The 20064-nt window shown below is 70.8% G+C and carries 16 protein-coding genes and 1 pseudogene; 7 read left to right on the forward strand and 10 right to left on the reverse strand.

The features are described 5' to 3' along the window. Positions 1–47: 47 nt before the first annotated feature. Entirely contained in the window at positions 48–689 is a 642-nt protein-coding gene (locus ACZ49B_RS19895) for a DsbA family oxidoreductase (RefSeq protein WP_468307478.1), read from the reverse strand. A 148-nt stretch (positions 690–837) separates the two neighbouring features. Between ACZ49B_RS19895 and ACZ49B_RS19900 the strand changes: the two genes are divergently transcribed. Next, complete coding sequence (locus tag ACZ49B_RS19900) at positions 838–1476, forward strand: TetR/AcrR family transcriptional regulator (protein WP_468307480.1); 639 nt, start codon at positions 838–840, stop codon at positions 1474–1476. A gap of 91 nt (positions 1477–1567) precedes the next feature. On the opposite strand, the gene ACZ49B_RS19905 is transcribed toward ACZ49B_RS19900, so the two are convergent. Further along, the gene (locus ACZ49B_RS19905; protein WP_468307483.1) at positions 1568–2620 is read right to left on the reverse strand and encodes a M4 family metallopeptidase; all 1053 of its coding nucleotides are present in this window, start codon (positions 2618–2620) and stop codon (positions 1568–1570) included. Between the two features lie 257 nt (positions 2621–2877). Here ACZ49B_RS19905 and ACZ49B_RS19910 point away from each other — a divergent pair, with 257 nt between their 5' ends. Together ACZ49B_RS19910 and ACZ49B_RS19915 are read left to right on the forward strand one after the other, a co-directional pair. After that, the gene (locus ACZ49B_RS19910; RefSeq protein WP_468307485.1) at positions 2878–3384 is read left to right on the forward strand and encodes a hypothetical protein; all 507 of its coding nucleotides are present in this window, start codon (positions 2878–2880) and stop codon (positions 3382–3384) included. A gap of 250 nt (positions 3385–3634) precedes the next feature. After that, on the forward strand, positions 3635–4426 hold the full coding sequence (locus tag ACZ49B_RS19915) for a hypothetical protein (protein WP_468307487.1): 792 nt from the start codon (positions 3635–3637) through the stop codon (positions 4424–4426). 342 nt (positions 4427–4768) lie between these two features. On the opposite strand, the gene ACZ49B_RS19920 is transcribed toward ACZ49B_RS19915, so the two are convergent. Beyond that, positions 4769–5176, reverse strand: a complete 408-nt coding sequence (locus tag ACZ49B_RS19920) for a VOC family protein (RefSeq protein ID WP_468307490.1) — start codon at positions 5174–5176, stop codon at positions 4769–4771. A 465-nt stretch (positions 5177–5641) separates the two neighbouring features. Here ACZ49B_RS19920 and ACZ49B_RS19925 point away from each other — a divergent pair, with 465 nt between their 5' ends. Next, positions 5642–6160, forward strand: coding sequence for a hypothetical protein (locus tag ACZ49B_RS19925; protein ID WP_468307492.1), 519 nt, complete (start codon positions 5642–5644; stop codon positions 6158–6160). 135 nt (positions 6161–6295) lie between these two features. On the opposite strand, the gene ACZ49B_RS19930 is transcribed toward ACZ49B_RS19925, so the two are convergent. Further along, complete coding sequence (locus tag ACZ49B_RS19930) at positions 6296–6679, reverse strand: RHS repeat-associated core domain-containing protein (protein ID WP_468307495.1); 384 nt, start codon at positions 6677–6679, stop codon at positions 6296–6298. Positions 6680–6755: 76 nt separating this feature from the next. Continuing rightward, positions 6756–7589, reverse strand: coding sequence for a PIG-L family deacetylase (locus ACZ49B_RS19935; protein WP_468307496.1), 834 nt, complete (start codon positions 7587–7589; stop codon positions 6756–6758). Positions 7590–7847: 258 nt separating this feature from the next. Here ACZ49B_RS19935 and ACZ49B_RS19940 point away from each other — a divergent pair, with 258 nt between their 5' ends. Further along, positions 7848–8435, forward strand: coding sequence for a hypothetical protein (locus tag ACZ49B_RS19940; protein WP_468307499.1), 588 nt, complete (start codon positions 7848–7850; stop codon positions 8433–8435). A 281-nt stretch (positions 8436–8716) separates the two neighbouring features. Here the strand turns inward: ACZ49B_RS19940 and ACZ49B_RS19945 are convergent. After that, positions 8717–8920 (reverse strand): annotated as a pseudogene (locus tag ACZ49B_RS19945) (nuclear transport factor 2 family protein); the annotation flags it as partial. Between the two features lie 415 nt (positions 8921–9335). Further along, on the reverse strand, positions 9336–10235 hold the full coding sequence (locus tag ACZ49B_RS19950; RefSeq protein WP_468307501.1) for an NAD-dependent protein deacetylase: 900 nt from the start codon (positions 10233–10235) through the stop codon (positions 9336–9338). Between the two features lie 655 nt (positions 10236–10890). Between ACZ49B_RS19950 and ACZ49B_RS19955 the strand changes: the two genes are divergently transcribed. After that, positions 10891–11262, forward strand: a complete 372-nt coding sequence (locus ACZ49B_RS19955; protein ID WP_468307503.1) for a hypothetical protein — start codon at positions 10891–10893, stop codon at positions 11260–11262. Beyond that, positions 11259–15242, forward strand: a complete 3984-nt coding sequence (locus ACZ49B_RS19960) for an nSTAND1 domain-containing NTPase (protein ID WP_468307505.1) — start codon at positions 11259–11261, stop codon at positions 15240–15242. The genes ACZ49B_RS19955 and ACZ49B_RS19960 overlap by 4 nt, the downstream gene beginning before the upstream one ends. Before the next feature lie 96 nt (positions 15243–15338). Here ACZ49B_RS19960 and ACZ49B_RS19965 read toward each other — a convergent pair whose 3' ends face one another. The 3 genes from ACZ49B_RS19965 to ACZ49B_RS19975 form a co-directional block, all read right to left on the reverse strand. Further along, a complete protein-coding gene (locus ACZ49B_RS19965; protein ID WP_468307508.1) occupies positions 15339–18533 on the reverse strand; it encodes a hypothetical protein in 3195 nt (1064 codons plus the stop codon). 83 nt (positions 18534–18616) lie between these two features. Further along, entirely contained in the window at positions 18617–19048 is a 432-nt protein-coding gene (locus ACZ49B_RS19970; protein WP_468307509.1) for a hypothetical protein, read from the reverse strand. 481 nt (positions 19049–19529) lie between these two features. Then, the gene (locus tag ACZ49B_RS19975; protein ID WP_468307511.1) at positions 19530–19775 is read right to left on the reverse strand and encodes a hypothetical protein; all 246 of its coding nucleotides are present in this window, start codon (positions 19773–19775) and stop codon (positions 19530–19532) included. Positions 19776–20064 lie beyond the last annotated feature (289 nt).

Genomic DNA, 20064 nt, shown 5'->3' on the forward strand with positions numbered 1-20064 from the left:
GCTCCTTGATCAAGTCTGTGAGGGGTGGGGTGGGGCTGGGCAAGAAATCAGGCGGTGGTCGCGGGGTTGCGGTCGGCCGCGGCCCTCTCCAGGGCGTCGAGCAGGGCCTCGGGGCTCTGGGCGCCCTGGAGCACGAACGTGCCGTCGATCACGAAGGTGGGGACCGCCGTGACGCCGAGATCGGCGGCTTCGGCGAGCTCGGCGCGGACTTCGTCCGCTCCCTCGGACGAGGCGAGGAAGGCCAGCGCGGCGGCGCGGTCGAGGCCGGCCGCCTCGGCGAGCCCCGCGAGGGCCTCGCGGTCGCCGAGGTTCCCGCCGTCGGTGAAGTAGTGCGCCAGCAGGCGCTCCTTCACCTCGGCCTGGCGCCCGTGCCGCCGGGCGAACCAGAGCAGGCGGTGCGCCTGGAAGGTGTTGGTGGCCAGGGCGTCGTCCATCCGGAACGTGATCCCCTCGGCGGCCGCAGCACCGGTCAGCGGGCCGAAGATGGTCGCGGCGGGGCGACCGAACTTGCGCTCGTAGACGTGTGCGGACGGCTCCGTCGTCTCGGCGGCCGCGGGGTTGAGCTGGAACGGCCGGTAGACGACGTCGACGCCCGCGGCCTCCGGGAAGGCGGCCAGGGCCTTCTCGAAGCGGCGCTTGCCGATGTAGCACCACGGACACACCAGGTCCGAATAGATCTCGACCTTCACGACGCTCGCTCCTGACGGATCAGTCTCACGGGTGGGCCCGGCTCCGCTTCGGGAGTTCCGGACCGCTCGTTCCATAACGTAGCCGATTATGGAACGAGCGGTCAACCACGTGCTGACTCGGCCGCCGACCTTCGCTACCGTGGGGTGCATGGCGAGACCACGCACGTTCGACGAAGAAGCGATCCTGGACCGGGCGATGATCCTGTTCTGGCGCAAGGGCTACGAGGCGACCGCGATGAGCGACCTCGTGGAGGAGCTGGGGCTGGGCCGCGGATCGATCTATGCGGCGTTCGGGGACAAGCACCAGCTGTTCGTCCGGGCCCTCGGCCGCTACCTGGACCACCAGACCCGGCTGCTCGGCACCGCGCTCGATGACAAGGGGCCTGCGCTGCCCCAGCTTCGGGACGTCCTGGGCCGGCTCCTCGCCGCCGACGCCGCCTCCGGAAACGCAGGGTGCTTCAGCGTCAACAGCATCGCCGAACTGCTGCCGCACGACGAGGAGGTCGCCCAGCTGGCCCGGCGGAACCTCCGGTACGCCGAGGAGGCGTTCACCGCGCAGCTGGAGCGGGCCGCGCAGGACGGGGAGCTCGCTGCGGCCGTCACCCCGCGGCAAGGCGCTCGGCTGCTGCTCAACCTGGTGCAGGGCCTGCAGATCATGCGGAAGGTCGACTCCGACCCGGCCCGCGCCGCGGACTGCCTGGACTCCGCCTTCGCCCTCCTGCAGCACCCCCTCGACACCGCGGAGGCACCCGGCGACGGCTCCGTCATGGCCGCAGCGGCGCCATGATCCAGGCCGGGGAGCCGGGCCGGGGAAGCCGGCCCGCCACCGCCCCGGGACGACGGCCCGGGGCGGTGGCGTTGCGCACGCGGTGCGGCGGCTACGCGATCCCGGGGATCTGCCGTGCCGCGAACGCGGCGCGCACGGCATCTGCCGCGCCCGTGCCGTACATGCGCTGCGCCGTCGAGATCGTCGTCCGTGCGGCGTCCGCGAAATCGGTGTCGGCTCGGAATCCGAACTGCGCGTTGACGATGATCCGGTCGGCCGTCCGGGCGCCCAACGCGCCGCGGATGTCGAACAGTGCGCGCGACCAGATCTCCCCGTCCGCGTGCACTTCCCCGACCCGGTCGGCGTACACCTTGGATCCGTCGATCCGCCGCAGGCAGTGCGGAGCCGCGCTGTAACCGGTCGAGTCCCAGTCGGCGACGCACGCCAGGTCCGCCTTGCGCGGCCACCCGTAGACCTCGTCCGCGTGCGCGCCCACCTCGACCGCGAGGTAGTCGCCGAACGCCTCACCGATGGCGCCCGCCTCCGGGGAGGTGCCGAAGCCGGGGACCTGCGCGTTGTGCACCGCGTGGCCGTACTCGTGGACTATCACCTCGGCGTCCTCGGCATCGTCCACACCGCCCTTGCCGAAGCGGATCTCGGCCTTCTTGTCGGAGAAGAACGAGTTGTCGGCGCCCCACTGGTTGATCCGCAGCGGCTGTGCGCGGTCGTTGGCTCCCGGCAGTTCGCTGCCGAATCCGAGGCCCTGAAGGTACTCCTGCGCCTCGTTCACCCAGAAGTACGCCATGACCTGCTCGAACTGGTCGTCGGCGCGGGTGTAGCCGGCGGCGTCCGCCGTCTTCGCGGACGCGCCGGTGTCGGAGCGGACGTACGCCCACTTCCCGGAGAGCGAACCGCTGCCGTCCAGGTTGCGCAGCGCAGCCACGGTGTAGGCGGAGGAGGGCACGGTGTCGGCGCCGTCCTTGCCGTCGGTCAGCGTCTGGTCGCCGGAGGACTGGACGGGGTTGACCATGAAGACGCGGGCGCGGGGAAGCGGCGCCGGGGCGGGGGCCGCCGAGGGCAGGGCCGAGACGGGACCGGCCAGGGCGAACAGAGCTGCGGTGGCGGTGCCCGCACAGACGAGACCGCGGGGTATGCGGCGAACCATGGACGTCCTCCTGTAAGGAAATGATCGCGTGGCGAGGCCGCGATCCTCGCGCACGCCACCCCCTGTGCACCAGAGCCGGGACGGACCTGCCGGGCCTGCCTGTTCCGTCAGTTGACCTTCGGCTTACGTGAGCAGAGTCTGGGCCTGCCGGTCCTCAAAGAGCGTTTTGTCCCGCCAGGGGTGTTTGGGAAGTGGTCGGTCGGCCGTCGCTCGGGCTGCGTCGAACCGACGGGAGGCGGCTCTGACAAGATGACGCAATGTTCGATTTTGGCATCGCGGGCTATCAGCCGGTGTGGTTGAACCGCCGCATTGACGTCGTGCGGGAGCATGCGCAGCGCTTGCGTGGTCTTGCCGGCCGGACCCTGACGAGAGCCTGGATGGTCTGGGACCGCCAGGATGATGAGTGGTTCTGTGAATGCCCGCTCTTGTTCGACTTCGAAGGTGAGCGGGTCGAGATCAATCATCACAAGTTCGACGACCTTTCCCTCACGTGGAACACGATCGACCCCAGTGCCCCCGTCCGGTGGCCCGGCTTCCACCTGGAGTGGCGTTCCGACCCTCTTCCCGAACTGAAGGCTCTGCGGGGCCTGTCTCTCAAAGGGGTCGAACTGCTCGAGTGGACAGGAAGGGATCTGGCGCAGGGAAACGTCGACGTGAGCTTCGAGTTCGAGACGAGTCGGGTGACCGTCTGCAATGCTCTCGACGAGAACGCGCTGAGCTTCGCCCCGCCTGGTCGGCATCAGCGGTCCCACCCGCTCCGCTGAAGCCTCGGGAGTTGTGCGGCGTCTTGTCGGTCATTTGTCGAACCAGATGAGTGTGCCGGCGAGGATTGCTGCTTGGTGGCGGACGCGGGTGGCCGGCTATGTCAGGCCCACCCCACTGACCAGCGCTGATGGATGACGGCGGCTGGGCAGTGGCGTCCGGCGGGTTCTCGGGGGTGGAGCAGTGATCGAGGTCGGGCAGCACGGCGCGTTCAGCGTGAACAGTGTCGGCATGGAGCGGCAGCCATTCCCATTGAGTTTCAGCATCCGTGAGACCGAGGGCCTGTGGCAGGTGAGCGCCGGTGCAGCCCAGGCGGCCGAGCTGGTCGACCTGCTCGCGGCCGTGGCGAACGACGCCGTGGCGGTGGTGTCACTCGAGACCAACTCCTACCTGGATGAGCACTGGCATCCGCTGCGACCCTCACTGATCGCGGCCGAGCTCGACGTGCCGTGCACGGTCCACTCCCTCGGGTCCTGGGCGTCCGGCACGAACGGACTCTCGGAGGAGTTCCTGGTGATGGACCGCGGCCTCCTCCCCCGTCTCCTCGACGGCACCTGGTCGCCGTACGAGCTGACTGTGATCGACGTACCCGCCGACGCAACCCCGGAGCAACTCGACGAGCTCGCCCTCGTGCTCGGTACGACCGGCATTGACGAGCCGCTCCTGAGCCGCCTGGAAGACTCCCGGGTCTGGTTCTCGGGCCACGACGACTGTTACGTGATGTTGCAGACCCGCGACCCCGCCCTGCCGGCCGCAGTCCTGGCGCGGCTGCTGACTCTGCTGGCCGGCTCCGCCCTCGCCGAACTCGCTGGGGAGCCGCTCTCGCGCGTTCCCGAGCCCGGGCCCCGGCTACCCGAGCAGCTGATCGCCGCCGCACCTCACTGGATCGGAACCCTCGGCAACGTCACCGAGGATCTGGTCACCATCCGACTGGCCGCCCTGCCAGACCCGTGGCGGCTGGGCGTCACGTTCCCCCAGCGGGCCGACCTCACCGCAACGCTCGATGTATGTCACGGCAGCTGGCGGATCACGCCCGCGGAGTGACACCCGCGGACGGCCGCCGCACACGCGACGATGCCCGAGCCGCCCCCGACCGTCTATGGCTGGAGAACACGGAACTGCAACGCAAGCAGCTCAAGGACCGAACCCAGGGGTCGCCTTCGTCCTGCCCGAAGACGACCCGGACGGGCCGATCAGTGTGGTCGGCGCCAACAGCCGCCTGCATACGTGACCCACCCCCGGGCTGCCCGCGACGAATGCCCGCACCGGGTGAGCGGCGGCGCGGTGCATGCGTTGCCACCACCAAGACCCGCCGCCGGGGCATGCCGGTGCGGCGGTCGCGGCTCGAAGCCGGGGCCCGGGCCGCCGCACCGGGTCTGCGAAAGGTCAGCCGTTGGCCCGGGCTGCGCGGCTGCGCTCGCGCAGCGAGATGCGGTTGCCGTCCGGGTCCACCGTCTCGATGCGGACGCCGAATCCGTAGTCCTCGGGTTCAGGCTGGTCGAAGGTCACCCCGCGGTCGCGGAACGCTTTGAAGTCCGCCCTCAGGTCGTCCGATTCCAGGATGACCGGACCCGGCGTGGCGCCCGGCACCAGCTCGGCCGGCTGCCCCGCCGCCGCGCCGTGCGCCCACAGGAGGATCTCCACCGGACTGCCGGGGACGCCCACGGTGAGGAAGCGCCCGCCGGGGTTCGGGAAGTCGATGCGCTTCTCCAAGCCGAGCTGCTCGGTGTAAAACCTCAGCGCCCGGTCCTGATCGGTGACATAGAGCGTCACGTACATGATGCTGGTCAGCAACGTGTTGTCCTTCCATCTTTCGGTCAGCGACACCTCACTGACGGACCCGGGCACCGGAACGTGACAGATGATCGGAGAAACTCGTGCCGCCGGCACGAGACCGCTTCCGAAGAAGTACAGCAGGCCGCTTGGGGAGAGGCGATTCCGTCGCGGCTCACGCCTCGCCGTGCCCCCGGCCGGGGCAGCACGGCGCGAGTCCACCGGTCCAGCCGCGCGCACACCGCCGGCCGCCGGCACCGCCCCGCACGTCCCCGGCAAGTTCACCACCCGGGCCAGTCACCGTGTGCTCGTGCGCGCTCGCCGCAGCGAACCGGCACACTCACACCCATGCCGAGCACTCCACGCCTTGCCTCGTCCCATGAGATACGAGCTCACTTCCTCGAGCAGCTCGGGAGCGTCCTGCGCCGCCCAGCCGCATACGGCGACCTCGATACTGCCGTCTGGTTCCTGATGGATCATCTGCTCATGTCCGAACGGGACGCCGGCGCATGGCCGGAAGAGCAGTCTCGCCTCGCCGAGTGCGGCGCCTGGTACACGGACGGCGTCCAGAGCGTCTTCGAGAGGCTGCTGCCGCAGGACCCGGCCCGCGATACGCACACCGCTTCCGTCCACGCGGAGTTCGCCCACCGCCGCGGGTGGCTCACCCTCGACCGCGTGCTGTCGGAGGCGGAGTACCAGTCCATGCGGGACGCACTGCCCGGCTGGTGCGCAGTGGACCGGGACTGGCCTGACGTCGTCGCGGCGTTCGGAGAACCTTCCGCTGTCTTCGGCGGCCCGAACCCTCGCACCAGCAAGGCTCTCGCCTACGCCACCGCCGGCCCTGAGAACCCCATGCTCGTTCTGCACCTCTGGAACGACTACGACTCCGGCCGTCCCCTGCCGGCCCTGCTCGCTGCCCGGGTCGGGGGCACGCTGCTGCAGGAAATGTTCACGTTCACGCCGCTGGGCCAGTCACTCCGCGCATCAGGCGATGGATCGGACTGACCCGTGACTGAGCCGGCAACGGTTCCCTGGGCCGTGGGGCGCTCTTCGCAGCCCCGACGCGGAGCCAGACCGAGCAGTCGAACCACGTGAGCGGATTGCCGACGTAAGCGACCGGAGGGGGCGCCGGGCGCAGGCTCAGCGGGTCCGGTGGAAACAGGGGGCCGTCTCCGCGTCGTACGCGCGGAAGTAGTTGTGGTGGAGGCCGGATTCCGCGTCGAAGTACTGGCCCGGGAAGCGCGGCGGCGTGTAGGCCGTCGCGTCCCGGTTCCAGGTGGTGGCGCGCCATACCGTCGAGCGGGTGCGCCAGGCGATCTTCCCGTCCTCTCCGACCAGCTCCCTCGGCGGTCCACCGCCTTCTGTCAGGCGTCCCCGATACGTTCCGTCCGGGTCAGCGGATGGCGGCCGTCGTGGTTCCAGCTGAGGGTCACAGCCATGGAGTGTCCGGCCGGCAATCGTGCTCAGCTCGCACAGCGTGGTGCCGTCCCAGGTGGAGACGGTCTCCTCCACTACCTCGGGCACCGCACCTGCCGGAGCCGGACGCTGCCTGGCGGTACGCCGGCCCAGGGCGTCGTACCAGGAGCGCCACCGCGTGCCGTCAGCGCAGGCCGGCGAAGAGATCGTTCTCGGGGAGGGCCGCACCGGTGGCGTCCTGGACACGTACGAAGGTCTCCGTACCCATCAACTCGCCGAACCTCTCCTTGCCCATCCTGAGGAAGAAGATGTTCTCGCCCTGGCTGGCGTGTGCGGCCAGCGCGTCGAACTTCTGACCGCTGAACGCGGTGGTGTCCACCCACGTGGTGATCTCATCGTCGGGGAGGCCGATCTCGGCCAGCGCGGCGGCCTCGGCAGGATCCGGCTCCGGCATGTCCTCATGGAACTCCCGCATGATCTTGCCGAACCGCTCCATCGCCGAACGCGGCATGGTCGTCCAGTACACCTTCGGTGTCAGCGCGGTCATCTCGAGCGCCGCCATCGTGATGCGGTGGGCCTGGATGTGGTCGGGGTGGCCGTAGAAGCCGTTCTCGTCATAGGTGACGACCACATCGGGCTGGTACTGCCGCATGAGGGCCGCGAGTCGGGCAGCGCCTTCCTCGACGGGGGTCTTCCAGAAAGAGCCAGGGGCGTCGTTGCTCGGCCAGCCCATCATCCCGGAGTCGGCATAGTCCAGCATCTCCAGATCGCTGACCTGGAGGACGTCACAGCTCGCCTCAAGTTCTTGTCGGCGCATCAAGGCGACGGCCGCCGGATCGTGCCCGGGATCCCCCGGCTTGACACCCCCCGGCCCGTCACCGCAACCGCCGTCGGTGCACGTCACGAGAACCGTCCGGATGCCCTCTGCCGCGTACCGCGCGAGGACTCCTCCGGTTCCGGTGGCCTCGTCGTCGGGGTGGGCATGCACTGCCATGAGCGTCAAGGGCCGGTCAGTCATGAAGGAGTCCTCCTGCAGAGACATGTATGGGTCCGAGTGCGCGGCGGGCGTTCCGCGATCCCGGGAGGCCGGACCCTGCCGGGGCGGATGCCATTGTTCCCGCCCCCGCAGCGCCAGACCCCCGGTCGATGCAACGACGCCGGCCGGACCGGATGTTCCCGGCGCGGCTGCTTGGCTTTCCCAGGCATCGGCATGCCCCCCGCCCACTACGGCGCCGACGTCGAAGCACGCAGGTACGGCTGCGGATAGCGTGCGGGCATGGCAACGGCAAGCAAGCGGCGGGTCCTGTACCGGCAGGGCACCGGGTTCTGGCGGATGACGGCGAAGTGGGCTCTGGTCTTCGGGGCCCTGTACCTGCTGGATGGCGGGCTGCTCCGATCGTGGGGCGACGCTCTGGTCTGGCCGATGATCGGGATCCTGCTGTGGGTGCCGTTCGGGATCGGCGTCGTCTGGTACCCGAAGAAGGACCAGCGTGTCGCGCTCACGACGCGTGAACTGCGGGTGCGGCGCAAGCGGCTGTCCATGGAGAAGGTGAACCTGCTGCACGTGGCACGCCTGTGGCTGGAGGGTCGGTCGACCGCGGACGACCAGCCGGTGCTGGAGTGGCCGCGATTCGACCGGGTGGTGTGGGTGCCGCTTCGGGACGGCCGGGCGTTCGGCGTGGAGTTCCGCGACCCGGCCGCGTTCGCCAAGGTTTTCGGCGCCTTCGCGGTAGCGGCGTGCGGCGGCCCGGAAATCGTCCGTGCGAGGGCTTCAGCGCAGACCTACCCGGATCCGCGCCCAATGCGGGCCCGTTCCTCCAACGACGACGGATCCTGGCTGGACCTCTTGGACATCTTCAACTGAGAGCCGGAAACGCACCGTAAGGGGCAGCTGTCCGTCAGGGGGCGCAGAGAACCGCACAGGGCCGGCGCTTTCGACCATCCCCCTGGAGGCGTTTCGCAGGCCACCTCTGACTCACTCGGCAAAGGTGCCTGCACCTCCGGGTCAGGCCGCTGCTGCAACGCCCCGACCTGCGTACGACAGGCTGTCCCGTGACCGATTCCGCATGCCCTTCTCCGTGGCGCAGGACGCTTGCGGCCCGCGATGTGCCGGGCTCCGGGGACTCGGAGCCCGGCACCTGAGGATCACGACTGGCCAGGTCCGTCGAGGCGTTCCGTGGGGCCGGCGAAGGAGAGGAACAGGGTCCGTGTAGCGAGCAGCCAGATGCCGTCCACCTCGCGGAACGTGTCTTCGTAGTGCCCCACCTGAACCGGGGGCCGGGGCGGCACGAAGCCTTCGGAGTAGCCGTCGACTCGGTACGTGGTGAAGTAGGTGGTGGCGGCGGCCGTGCCCTTCTTGTGGGAGGCGCAGGCCGCGCCGTCGACGCGGAGGTAGCGGGTGTCCCTCACCATCGCGAGCTCGATACCGGGGCCGCGCAGTGGCTAGCTGTTCCAGTGGCCGTGGATGGCGACCTCGCCGAGCGGCAGCGCCAGGTGATCGGCAAGGAGCTCGGCGAGGCTGCGGGACCGTTTAGGCGGGCAGGAAGAACCCGATGATGTCGGCGAGCCGGCCGTCGCGGTGGAGCGCGGTGCTGACGCCCGCCATGGCGGGCTCGCCCTGCTCGCCGAGCTGGGTCCACCGTGCGAGCGACCGGTCGTGGTGCTCGAGTACGTCGTCGATGCGGAACCGGTGGCCCGGGAAGGCTCCGGCGAACCCGGCTATGTGCGGACGGCTGCAGGTGACCGAAGGGTCGTCCCGGTCGTCTCAGGTTGCTGCCCGGTCGTCGACCGGGATACCCAGTCGGTCGGCCAGGGCCGTGAGGGTCGGGCCCAAGGGGAGCGCGACACGGGTGAGCGCGTGCTCGTCGCCACGGGTGGGGTCGTGGTTGACGATCAGTACGGGCTTTCCCGCCCGGGCCGCCTGCCGGACGAACCGTAGCCCGGACATCACGGTCAGCGAGGAGCCCAGAACCAGAAGCGAGCTCGCCTCACCGACCAGTTCGCGGCAGTGCTCGACGCGCCGGGGCGGAACGGATTCGCCGAAGAACACCACGTCCGGCTTGAGAACGCCGGCGCATCGCGCGCACGGCACCACGCGGAAGTCCCCGACCTGCCCGTCGGTGAGGTCGGCGTCACCGTCCGGGTTCAGTCCGGCGGCGACGGGCTCGAACCCCGGATTGGCGTCCTCGAGTCGCCTGGCGACTTCCCGCCGCGATTCGAAGGTGCCGCAGGAAAGGCAGACGACTCGCTCCAGACTCCCGTGGAGTTCCACCACGGCCTCGCTGCCCGCGGCCTGGTGCAGCCCGTCGACGTTCTGGGTGATCACGCCCGAGAGCAGGCCACGCCGCCCGAACGCCGCCACGGCCCGGTGCCCGGCATTGGGCCGGGCCCGGCCGAACGTACGCCAGCCGAGGTGACTACGCGCCCAGTACCGGCGGCGTGCCTGGGCGCCGGCGGTGAATTCCTGGTAGGTCATCGGCGTGTGCCGGCTCAGGCTCCCGCCCTTGCCCCGGTAGTCGGGGATGCCGGACTCCGTGGAGATGCCCGCCCCGCTGAGCACCAGCACGTCGCCGTTGCGCAGGGCGTCGGCGATCGGCTCCGGATCGGTGGTGCCGGGCCGTAGGCCCGCGGGAGGCGTCCAGCTCAGAGTGGGGCGCATCTGCATACCCGCCAGCGTACGCAACAGTCGGCACGCCGGCCCCGGCCCGCGCCCTCGGGCCGACCTCACGGCCAGCACCCGTCACTGGCGGAGGTGGAAGGAGATGGAAGACGGGCAGGCACCCGCTGCGCGGCGAACCTCTCCGGGGCGCCCACGTCACTGACTCTGGGCAACGTAGCGTGCACGTACGGCAGCAGGGAGACAGCGCCTGCTTCGCCGCGTCACGCCGAGAACCCGCCTCCCACCGCGGCAGCGCCCGTGGGGACAGGGGCGTCGGCAGGGCCGAGCTGACGGGGTGGTCCATGGGAAGCCGTCCAGCTCTCTCGTGGCGGCACCTTGGGGTCGCCCGGCAGGCCTAGGAGCCTGTAGAGCAGGTACGGCACCCCGATCCGGGCAGCCGGCCCACGGCTGCGGTCCTCTCCGTACGGCAGTCCCACGCGTCCAGCGGCCAGGCCGTCGGCGGGACGGCGACGGCGAGGCGAGGCGAGGCGAGGCGAGGCGAGGCGAGGCGAGGCCAGGCGACAGTACCTCGATCACGATGGTCCAACTCCATGCGGGGAGGCGTTCGCCAGACCTTTTGACCAGCCAAAATGGCCTGATCCAGAGGCCGTTGGGGCGTCTCGCTCACACAATGAACGCCACACCGACGAGGGGTTTGGGCGTGGATTCGGAACTGGTGGTGCCGGCTTCTTCGGCCGCGACCACGGTGGTCGGGCTGCCGGCGACGGCCGCCTGGGAGCAGGCCAAGGTGGCGGTCACCGCGCTGTGGCAGCGGGCCCGCCCGGAACGAGCCGAGGCGATCGAGGGCGAACTGGTCACGACCCGCACCGAGTTGCTGACGGCCCGGCAAGCCGGTGACGGCAGCGCCGAGGAAGAGCTGACGGTGGAGTGGCGCGCCCGGCTGCGTCGGCTCCTGGCCGGCGACCCGTCGCCGGAGCGTGAGCTCCGCGCCCTCCTCGCCGAGCTGCCCCCGTTGGCGCCTTCTGCCAGGATCTACGTGTCCGGCGGCGACATGCACCTCACCGGCCCGTGACGGGCTCCGCGACGGACGACGAGAGCGGGCCCGAGGTCCGGATGGAGGCCTACGCATCCGGGTCCGGCACCATCTACATGGCGGGGGGCGACCAGTACATCGCCGACCGGGATCTGCACCTGCACTACTGGGACGGCAGCCACCGGGTGGACCGGATCCAGACGGGTCCGAACGCCGACGCCGGGGACGAGTGCCCCTATCCCGGGATGAGTGCTTTCGGAGTCGAGCAGGCACGCTGGTACTTCGGCCGGGACGAGCTACGCGCCCGCCTCACGGCCCTCCTGGACGACTGCCTGCGCGAGGGCGGGGCGCTGGCCGTGGTGGCCCCCTCCGGTGCGGGCAAGTCCTCGCTGCTGCGGGCCGGCCTCGTACCCGATCTCGCCGGTGGCGCGTTGCCGGGGTCGAGGCGTTGGCCCTGTCTGGTGCTCACCCCGACCGCCCGGCCGGTAGCCGAGCTGGCCAGGCACCTGGCCGCGCTGACCGGCGACAGTCCGCAGGAGATGGAGCGTCAACTCGGGGCCGAGCCGGAGAAGTCGGCCGCTCGCCTGCGGGCCGCGCTCGCCGAGCTCGAGGCCGGACGGCTGGTCGTGGTCGTCGACCAGGCCGAGGAGCTGTTCACCCTGGTGAGCGACGAGCAGGAACGGCACCGGTTCGTCACCGCGCTCGACGTCCTGGCCCGAGCGGACGGCCCCGCGCTGGTCGTCTACGGCCTGCGGGCGGACTTCTACGGCCAGTGCGCCGCATACCCGCCGCTGGCCGAGGCTCTGCAGCACCGGCAGGTCCTCGTCGGTGCGATGGACCGGACGCAGCTGCGCGAGGCCGTCCTCTTCCCGGCCCGCGCGGTCGGCCTGCGGCTCGAGGGCGGGCTCGTCGAACTGCTGCTGACCGATCTCGGGGGCGCGGTCGACGCGGCCGGCGGGGTCGGCACCAAGGAGGGACACGACGCCGGGCTGCTGCCGCACCTGGCCCACGCGCTGCGGCTGACCTGGCAGCAACGAGACGGCTCCCTCATGACCGTCGCGGGATACAGGGCCACCGGAGGCATTCACCGGGCCGTCTCGAACAGCGCCGAAGACGCCTACCGCAGACTGGACCCGCTCGGCCGGCAAGCCGCTGAAGTCATGTTCCGCCGCCTGGTCCGGATCGGTGACGGCGTCGACGACACACGGCGGACCGTACCCACCGCGCAGCTGACGGACGGACTGGACACCCGGGCGGCCGAGGCCGTGATGTCCGGCTTCACCGCGGGACGGCTGCTCACCTTGCGACAGGGCACGGCCGCCATCAGCCACGAGGCCCTCCTGCGTGCCTGGCCGCGGCTACGGGACTGGGTGAACGTCCGGCGCGCCGACAACCTCCTGCGCCAGCAGATAGAGGAGGACGCGGCCGGCTGGGCCGCCGGCAACCACGACCGCGCCCACCTGTACCGGGGCAGCCGTCTGAAGACCGCCCGCGACTGGGCGGCCCGGGAGGGACGGGACAGCCTCTCCCCCACCGCCACCGCCACCGGCTTCCTCGACGCGTCGCACCGGCAGGACCGACGGGCCTTCGTGCTCGTGCGCGGCTCGCTGGCGGCGCTGGTGGCTCTCGCACTCCTCGCCGTCGCCGGCACGGTCACCGCACAGATACAGAGCCGCCGCGCCGACCGGTCGGACACGGCGGCGCAAGAGCAGCGCGTACTGGCGGTGGGCCGGGCCCTGCGGGCGCAGGCCGAGAGCCTGCGCGACAGCGACCCCCGCACCTCACTGCGGCTCAGCCTCGCCGCCCAGCGGGTCGACCCCACTCCCGAGGGCCGGCAGGGACTGCTCACCACCCTTCAGCGGACCCGGTTCGACGGCGCGTCACCCGACGGGGCCCTCGGGCCGGTGAACGATGTCGCCGCCTTCCTCCGAGGCGGCACCCTGCTCGCCACCAGCGGCGACCGCGCCCGGTCCGTCGACCTGTGGGACACCGCGGACCCGGTGCGCCCGCAGCGGCTCGCCACCCTGACCGGGCTACCCGACAGGGTCGCCCATGTCTCGCTGAGCCCCGACGGGCGGACGCTCGCCGTCCTCACCGGCGACATCGTCGGCCTCTCGCCCGTCTACGAGCTGTCCCTGTGGGACCTGGCAGACCTCCGGCGCCCCCGCCGACTACCGTTCCGTACGGGCCTGGAAGAGGTGCAGGATGCCGCCTTCAGCCCGGACGGCAAGACTCTGGCGGTCGTAGCCGGCGGCGCCGACGGCACGCTGACCCTGTGGGACGTCGGCGATCCGGTCATGCCACGCCAACTCTCCGCGCCGACCCCGGCGACCGATGCCGAAACCGTACGGTTCAGTGCCGACGGGCACACACTGATCACCGCCTCCGACCTGGCCATGAAGGACTCCTCGTTCGAACCGGACTCCATCACGCATTTTTCCGGCTGGCAGCTCTGGGACGTCACGGACGGACAGCGCCCCCGTGCCGTGTCCCGTGTACGGGGCTTCTCGCCGGGCACCCTCGCCGTCAGTCCGACCGCCCCCGTGCTGGCCGTCGCCTCCGGGCACGAGCTCGCCCTGTGGCGGTTCACGAACCCGGCCTCTCCCGAAAAGCTCGGCGTACTGAGGCATCCGACCCAGGTCAGCGGGGTGGCTTTCCGGCCCGACGGTCGTGCCGTCGTCACGGCGTCCGGAGGGGGGCGGACCCAGCTGTGGGACATCGCGGACCCGGCCCGCCCCTCCGGACCCACCCCGCTCTCCGGTGCCGCCGAGCCCGCCGGATTCACGTACAGCGCGGACGGCGAGCACGTCCTCGTCGCCGACGGCTCACGCTCGGTCTCGCGCTGGCGGGCCACCCTACGCACCGGGCCCAGCCCCTCGGCGGAACTCCCGACGGGCGATGTGGGCCTTGCCGAAGCGGCCTTCAGCCCCGACGGCAGCAGGCTGGTGGTGGGCGGGGCCAAAGGCGCCGTGTACCAGTGGGACGTCCGGGACCCGGCCCGGCCGCGCCCGCTGCCTCCGCTGACGAACGGGTCCGACCATCCGGTAAAAGCCCTGGCCTTCGACCGGGACGGTACGACCCTGGCGGTCGGCACGATCGCGGATGCCAGGTCCGCACGCGGCGAGCTCGTGCTCTGGGACGTGTCGGACCCCGACCGGCCCCGGCAGCGGGCCGTGCTGGCCACTCCGACGGGGGTGACGTCGCTGGCGTTCAGTCCTCGCACGGCGTTGCTGGCCGCCTCGGGCATGGAACTCCCGGTGGGCAAGACCTGGGTCGGCCTCTGGGACACGAGCACGCCCGTGCCCGGCCGGCGGTACCTGCAGGAATCACTCAACCAACTGCTCAGCGAAACCGACGAGTCGGCGTCCGTGGCGGGACACCACATCCTCGGCACCACCCCGACCGTCTTCAGTCCGGACGGCCGGCTGCTCGCGCTGCCGGCTTCCCTCTGGGACGTTTCGAACCCGTCGGCGCCCGTCCGGGTCCACCATGCCAAGCCGCCGGCCGACGCCCGCGCCTCGGTCGGCGACTCGCTGCTGGGGATGGAAGAGGCGGCCTTCAGCCCGGACGGACACCGCCTGGTGACGGACGACTTCAAGGGGGAAAAGGTCCTCCAGTGGCCGGTCGGTCAGGACGTCGGCCACGCCCCGGTCGGCTCCATGCCGGTCAAGGACGCACACCGGGTGGCGTACCACCCCGGGGGCCGCCTCGTCGCCACCGCCGAGGCAGCCGGCTCGGTCAGTATCTGGGACGTCTCCGAGCCTGCCCGACCCGCCCGCGCGGCGACGCTTGAGGAGACCGCGGCCGAAGACATCCGCTTCAGCCCCGACGGCAGGACCCTGGCCGTGGTGTCCGGGCAAGGCGCCAACGTCCGGCTGTGGCACCTCGGCGACCTCCCCGCCACCGTCACCGACCTCACCGGCCTGGCCTGCGAGATCGTCGGCACCGGCCTCTCCCAAGACGACTGGACGACCCGGTACGCATCTGGCGTGCCCTATCAGGACACCTGCAAGAAGTGACGGCACGAGGAAGGCACGCGGCGGGTTTTGGTTCCGGGGGCGGGCAGTCCGTTGTTTTCAGATCACCGGATCGCTGGTCTGGTGTGTCGTTGACAGTCATTCGGCCGGCGGTCTCCGGAACCAGTCCGGCATCGTGTGACCGGTGAACTCTTGGTACGCACGCCTGACACTGTCCGGAGCGCCGGCATGAGCAGCGCGTACGAGATCCGTGATCCAGGCTCCGATCGGGTGCTCGTGTTCCTTGAGCTGCGGTGCCATGCCCAGGGCGTAGAGGAGCGGGATGACGGCTTCGGTGAACCGGCCGGCCTTGATCAGGATGTGGCCCAAGCACACCATGTTGCGTACGTAGCCGACCCGGTGGGCATCGGGGTCCCGCTCGAAGAGTTCCGCGAACATTTCGGTCGACTGGCGGCAGTGTTCCAGCGCGTCCGACTGCTGTCCCGCGTCCGCGAGCCTCAGCGCGTGGTTGCCCACCGTGGCCGCCAAATCGGGGAGATTGGCGTCACGGTCGGCTCGGACGCGTCCCCGCGCGATCTCGATGGCCTCCGCCGAATAGGTGAGGACGTCATCGAGCCGCCCTGCCTCTTCCAGCCACAAGGCGTGGAAGCCTGCGGCGATGGGAAGGCCCAGCGTGTCGGCCAGTCCGCCCTGCAGTTCGCGGCCGCCGGACACCGCCTCCAGCGAACACGCCAGGGCGTCGTCGAAACGTCCCAGTCGCATCAGGCGCGTCGCGTGCGGGACCAATGCGCGGACCAGGTCTGCGAGGCTGCTCGAGTCGTGATCGCGACCGACCTTCTCGCGGCGCACGGCGACCGCTTCCGCGGACCAGACGAAGGCTTCGGCGGGACGATCGGCCTCTTCCAGCAGCACCATGTGCAGCGCCACCAAGTCGATGAGCGCAGCCCGGTAGACGTCGCGGTCCTGGTCGGCCAGCTCCCTGCAGGTGAGTACCGCCTCCTCGGACACGCACAGCGCTTCCGCCTCGCGCCCGAGATCCGAGAGCAGCACCGCATGCCTCCCCAGCCCGTGCGCGAGGGCTGCGAGGTGGACGTCCCGGTCCAGGCTCGCCAACTCCCTGTGAACTGCGATCGCTTCCTCGGAGTGGGGCAGGGCGTCGAGCGGCCGTCCGCTCTGTTCCAGCAGCGTCGCATGGCCACTCAGGGCCGCCGGAAGGTCGGGCAGGAACGTTGCGCGGTCCAGCCGGACGAGGTCCCTGAGCGCTCCCAGGGCCAGCCCGGAGCAGGTGAGGGCGTCCGCATCGCGCTTCGCCTTCACGAGCAGCTGCGCGTGGGCTGACATGTCGGAGAACAAGTCGACCAGGTAGGCGGCGTGGAACACGCCGTCAGACAGCACCGCGAGTTCTTGCAGCTTGTGAAGGGCGTCCTCGGACCAGCTGAGCGCTTCTTCGTCGTGTCCCGCCTCTGCCAGCCGGCCCGCGTGGTTGCGCGTCGCCCGAACCAGCTCGGGAAGGTATCTGTCCCGATCCTGCGCCGTCAGGATCGACAACCAGAGCATGGCCTCATTCGACCGGGCCAACGCATCTTCGACGCGCCCGACCTGGGCCAGGCGTACGGCATAGTTCCCCGCGGCGTACGCGAGAGAAGGCAGCATGGACGCGGCCGGCTCGCGGTTCGCCAACCCGCGAAAGAACATGAAGGCTTCCTCGGTGAGAGCCAGAGCCCGGTCGTGCTGGCCGACGTTCGCGACGCGGTTGGCCAGGTCTCCGCGGATCAGCGCACGCTTCTCGGCATCGTCGGCCGCTGCTGCCAGGCGGTGGTCCAGCAGCCTGTCGGCGACAGCGGCCGCGGCGGGAGCCCACAGTCTGCTTTCTTCGGGAAGCAGCTCGTCGATGGCCTCCAAGACATCCAGGTCGATGTGCGGGTGGGCTGCAAGAGCGACCACCGCGGCCCCGCCGGCTTGCAGCGCGAGCGCGGGCCGGGTGCGGAGCAGCGGATAGAGCTGGGTGTGTGCCAGGTGGGGCCACCGGGCGGCGGCTTCCACGAGGGTGGTCAGCGCTCGACGGGTCCACACCGGGCCGTCGCCTGCGGCTTCCGGGCCAGTACCGTCCGCGGGAGCCAGCAGACGCGCGGGCGCCCCGTCGGCCCACGGGTCAGCAGGGTGGTCGTGGGAATGGCCGGGGGTGAGCAGGGCGACGTAGTCCTCGCCCAGCCGGTCCGGGTACAGCGGCTCCAGCACGGTGGCCGGCACCGTGCCTGCCGCTCCCGGTTGCGCGGCGGCCGGGTAGCAGCGGGCATGGTCCTTCAGCATCGCTCCCGGCGGTTGCGAGCTCTCGATGCCCGCCCGGACGACGGCCCGCTTCCCGTCGACGTAACCGAGCGGGCCGGTGAGCGTGGCGGTGTAGACGATCTGCCCCATGCCGTCCGCCGTCACCGCGAGCGGGTCCTCACGGCGGTGGCGCAGGGAGAGCCAGTAGTCGCGTTCCCGAGCCAGCAGATACGCCGAGACCTCGACGGGGTCGCTCGGCGGCACATCGCCCTGGCGTGTCGCGAGAACGGCGACCAGGGCGGCCATGTGCACGGCCAGGACGAGTTGGTACTCCTCCCGGACCGCAAGGCCCGCCGGGAGCCCTGCCGTCTTGGCGCGGGGGACGTCCAGCAGTTCGGCGAACCGGTCCCGCGCGGCCGAGAACAGTCCCGCCCGGTCGACCGTCGGGTCGCTCTCCAACGGCGGGAGTTCGAAACGCTCCGCGTGGACGCCGAGGTCGTGCTCCATGCGGTAGGCGACGCTCTGCCACCACACCCCGCTCGGCCTGGCGAGCAGCAGAACCCGAACCCGGATGTCCCGCCTCGCACCCGCGCTCGTGTCATCCAGCAACGTCAGCAGGTCATCGGTGTCCCACCGCTCCGCGTAGTCCACCACCACCAGCACGCCCGCGGCCGTGTCCAGGCCTTCCGGGACGTTGAAGGCCGGCGGAGCCTGCCGGTCTCTGCGATGGAAGGCCCCCAAGGCCACCCAGCCTTGCGCACGCCACTCGGTCGCAACCTCCATCGCCAACCGCGTCTTGCCCTGTCCGCCCGGCCCGTGCACCAGACACACGCGCAGCGCCCCCGCCGCGTCGCGCCACTGGCGCGCCCGCTCCCGCTCGGCCGTGCGGCCCGCGAAGTCCACCACCGCGCCGCCTGCCTGCAGCAGTGCACTCGGCTGCACCGCACCGCCACCGCGGGCTGCTCCCGACGGCACCCCGCCACCGGTCCCGGGCAGCGGCCACGGCGCGAGCCGGTACGGCTCGCCGCCCTCGTACACCACCATGTCGCCCGCAGCCTGGAACACCCGGCCGAATCCGGACGCGACAGCACGCTGCCGGGCCCGGCCGGCGGCACCCGGCTCATCGGGACCGGGCCACCCCGCCCCGCTCAAGGCCACTGGTTCCGGTGGACCGTGATGTTCCCGCCGGCCTGGGTCACCGTGCTGCTCCCGGACGCGGTGGCCGACTGGTGGATCGTCCGGGCGGCCGCGTGAGACCCCGTCGCGCGGCTGTCCATCTCGTCGACCAGGCGCTTCAATTGGTTGGTGAAACCGGCATCGCGCTCGGCCTGCTCGGCCACCGCGTCACTCATGCGACGCAGGGTCCGCTCGCTGACCTCGCCGTCACCGTGCCGGACCTCCGTGACCAGGGTCTCCAAGGCCGTGTCGCCCGAGAGCTGCCGGGTCACCAGATCGTGGAGGGCGTCCAATCCGACGTCCAAGACCTGATCGACCTCCGCGTCAGCTCGTCCCCCCACGCGGCGCAGCTCGCGCACCAGGTACCCGACTGCGGCGCCCGCCGGCAGCTCAATGCCCGTCACCGAACCTCCCCCAGACCGAAATCCGACGTCCCACGAGCGGCCCAACTGCCCGCACCTGTGGATGCCTGCCCCAGGGCCACGAGTATCGGCCAGCAGCCCCGTCCGCAGGGCCGAAACGCCGAAACCGGCACAGCGCGCAACCTCCGGCTGGAATGAAGCCCCGTGCCCGGCCCCCGCCTCCCAGACGATCTACCACGTCGTCCGGCAGGTGTAGCGCGGCGCCAGGCGGCGCGTTCAACGTTGGTCCTCGTCGAAGGTGAAACCGACGAGGACACCGGCCTGGACCACCTCGGCGTCAACGTCGCCCCCATCGAGGACGTCACCGCGGTGTGGGTGACCGGCCCCCGGCGAGGAGCCGTGGGAGGTCTACGTCGTCAAGTCCGAGTACACGCCCTCGGTAAGAGCGCCGACAGCATCCCGGACACGTGCTGCGGCACTCCGACGAACAGGCCGTCGACCGGCCGAGACTCCGATCGAGGCCTCAGCTGCTCGTCTCCTGGGCTCGTACGCATGCGGCGTCGAGGTGCAGCTCGTAGACCGTGCTGCAGTCGGCTGAGAGGGTGGCGACGGGCTTGCCGCAGCGGCATGCACGATTGAGGCCGAGATCACCGATCGGACCGGAGCAGCAGCCCATGCTCGCCTCCACCACCATTTCCAGGTCCATGGCGTCCTCGGGGTGGAGCACGATGTTATTGCGCGGGCCGGCAGATTTCAGAAATCCCCTCATGTCTGCCTTCAAGTTGGAGCGAGGCTGCGCTCGACCGGCTTCCTCACTGTCCAGGTACGGCACGTAGGGAGCGCCCCACGGCTCGGTTTCGATCGCGTAGCACCCCCGGGGCATGGTTGGCTGCGACCTCCGCGATTCACCTTCCCCCTGCTCGTACGGCGGTGGCTCCGGGACTGCGGGGAGAGCTACCAGTGGAGGTGTCAGCACCGCGCCACATTCCGCGCAGAAGAAGATCGTCATAACAGGTGTTCTAGCCGCCGGGAGGCCATAGCGCACCCGGTTTACCGTG

This window comes from Streptomyces sp. NPDC031132, from assembly GCF_055570595.1.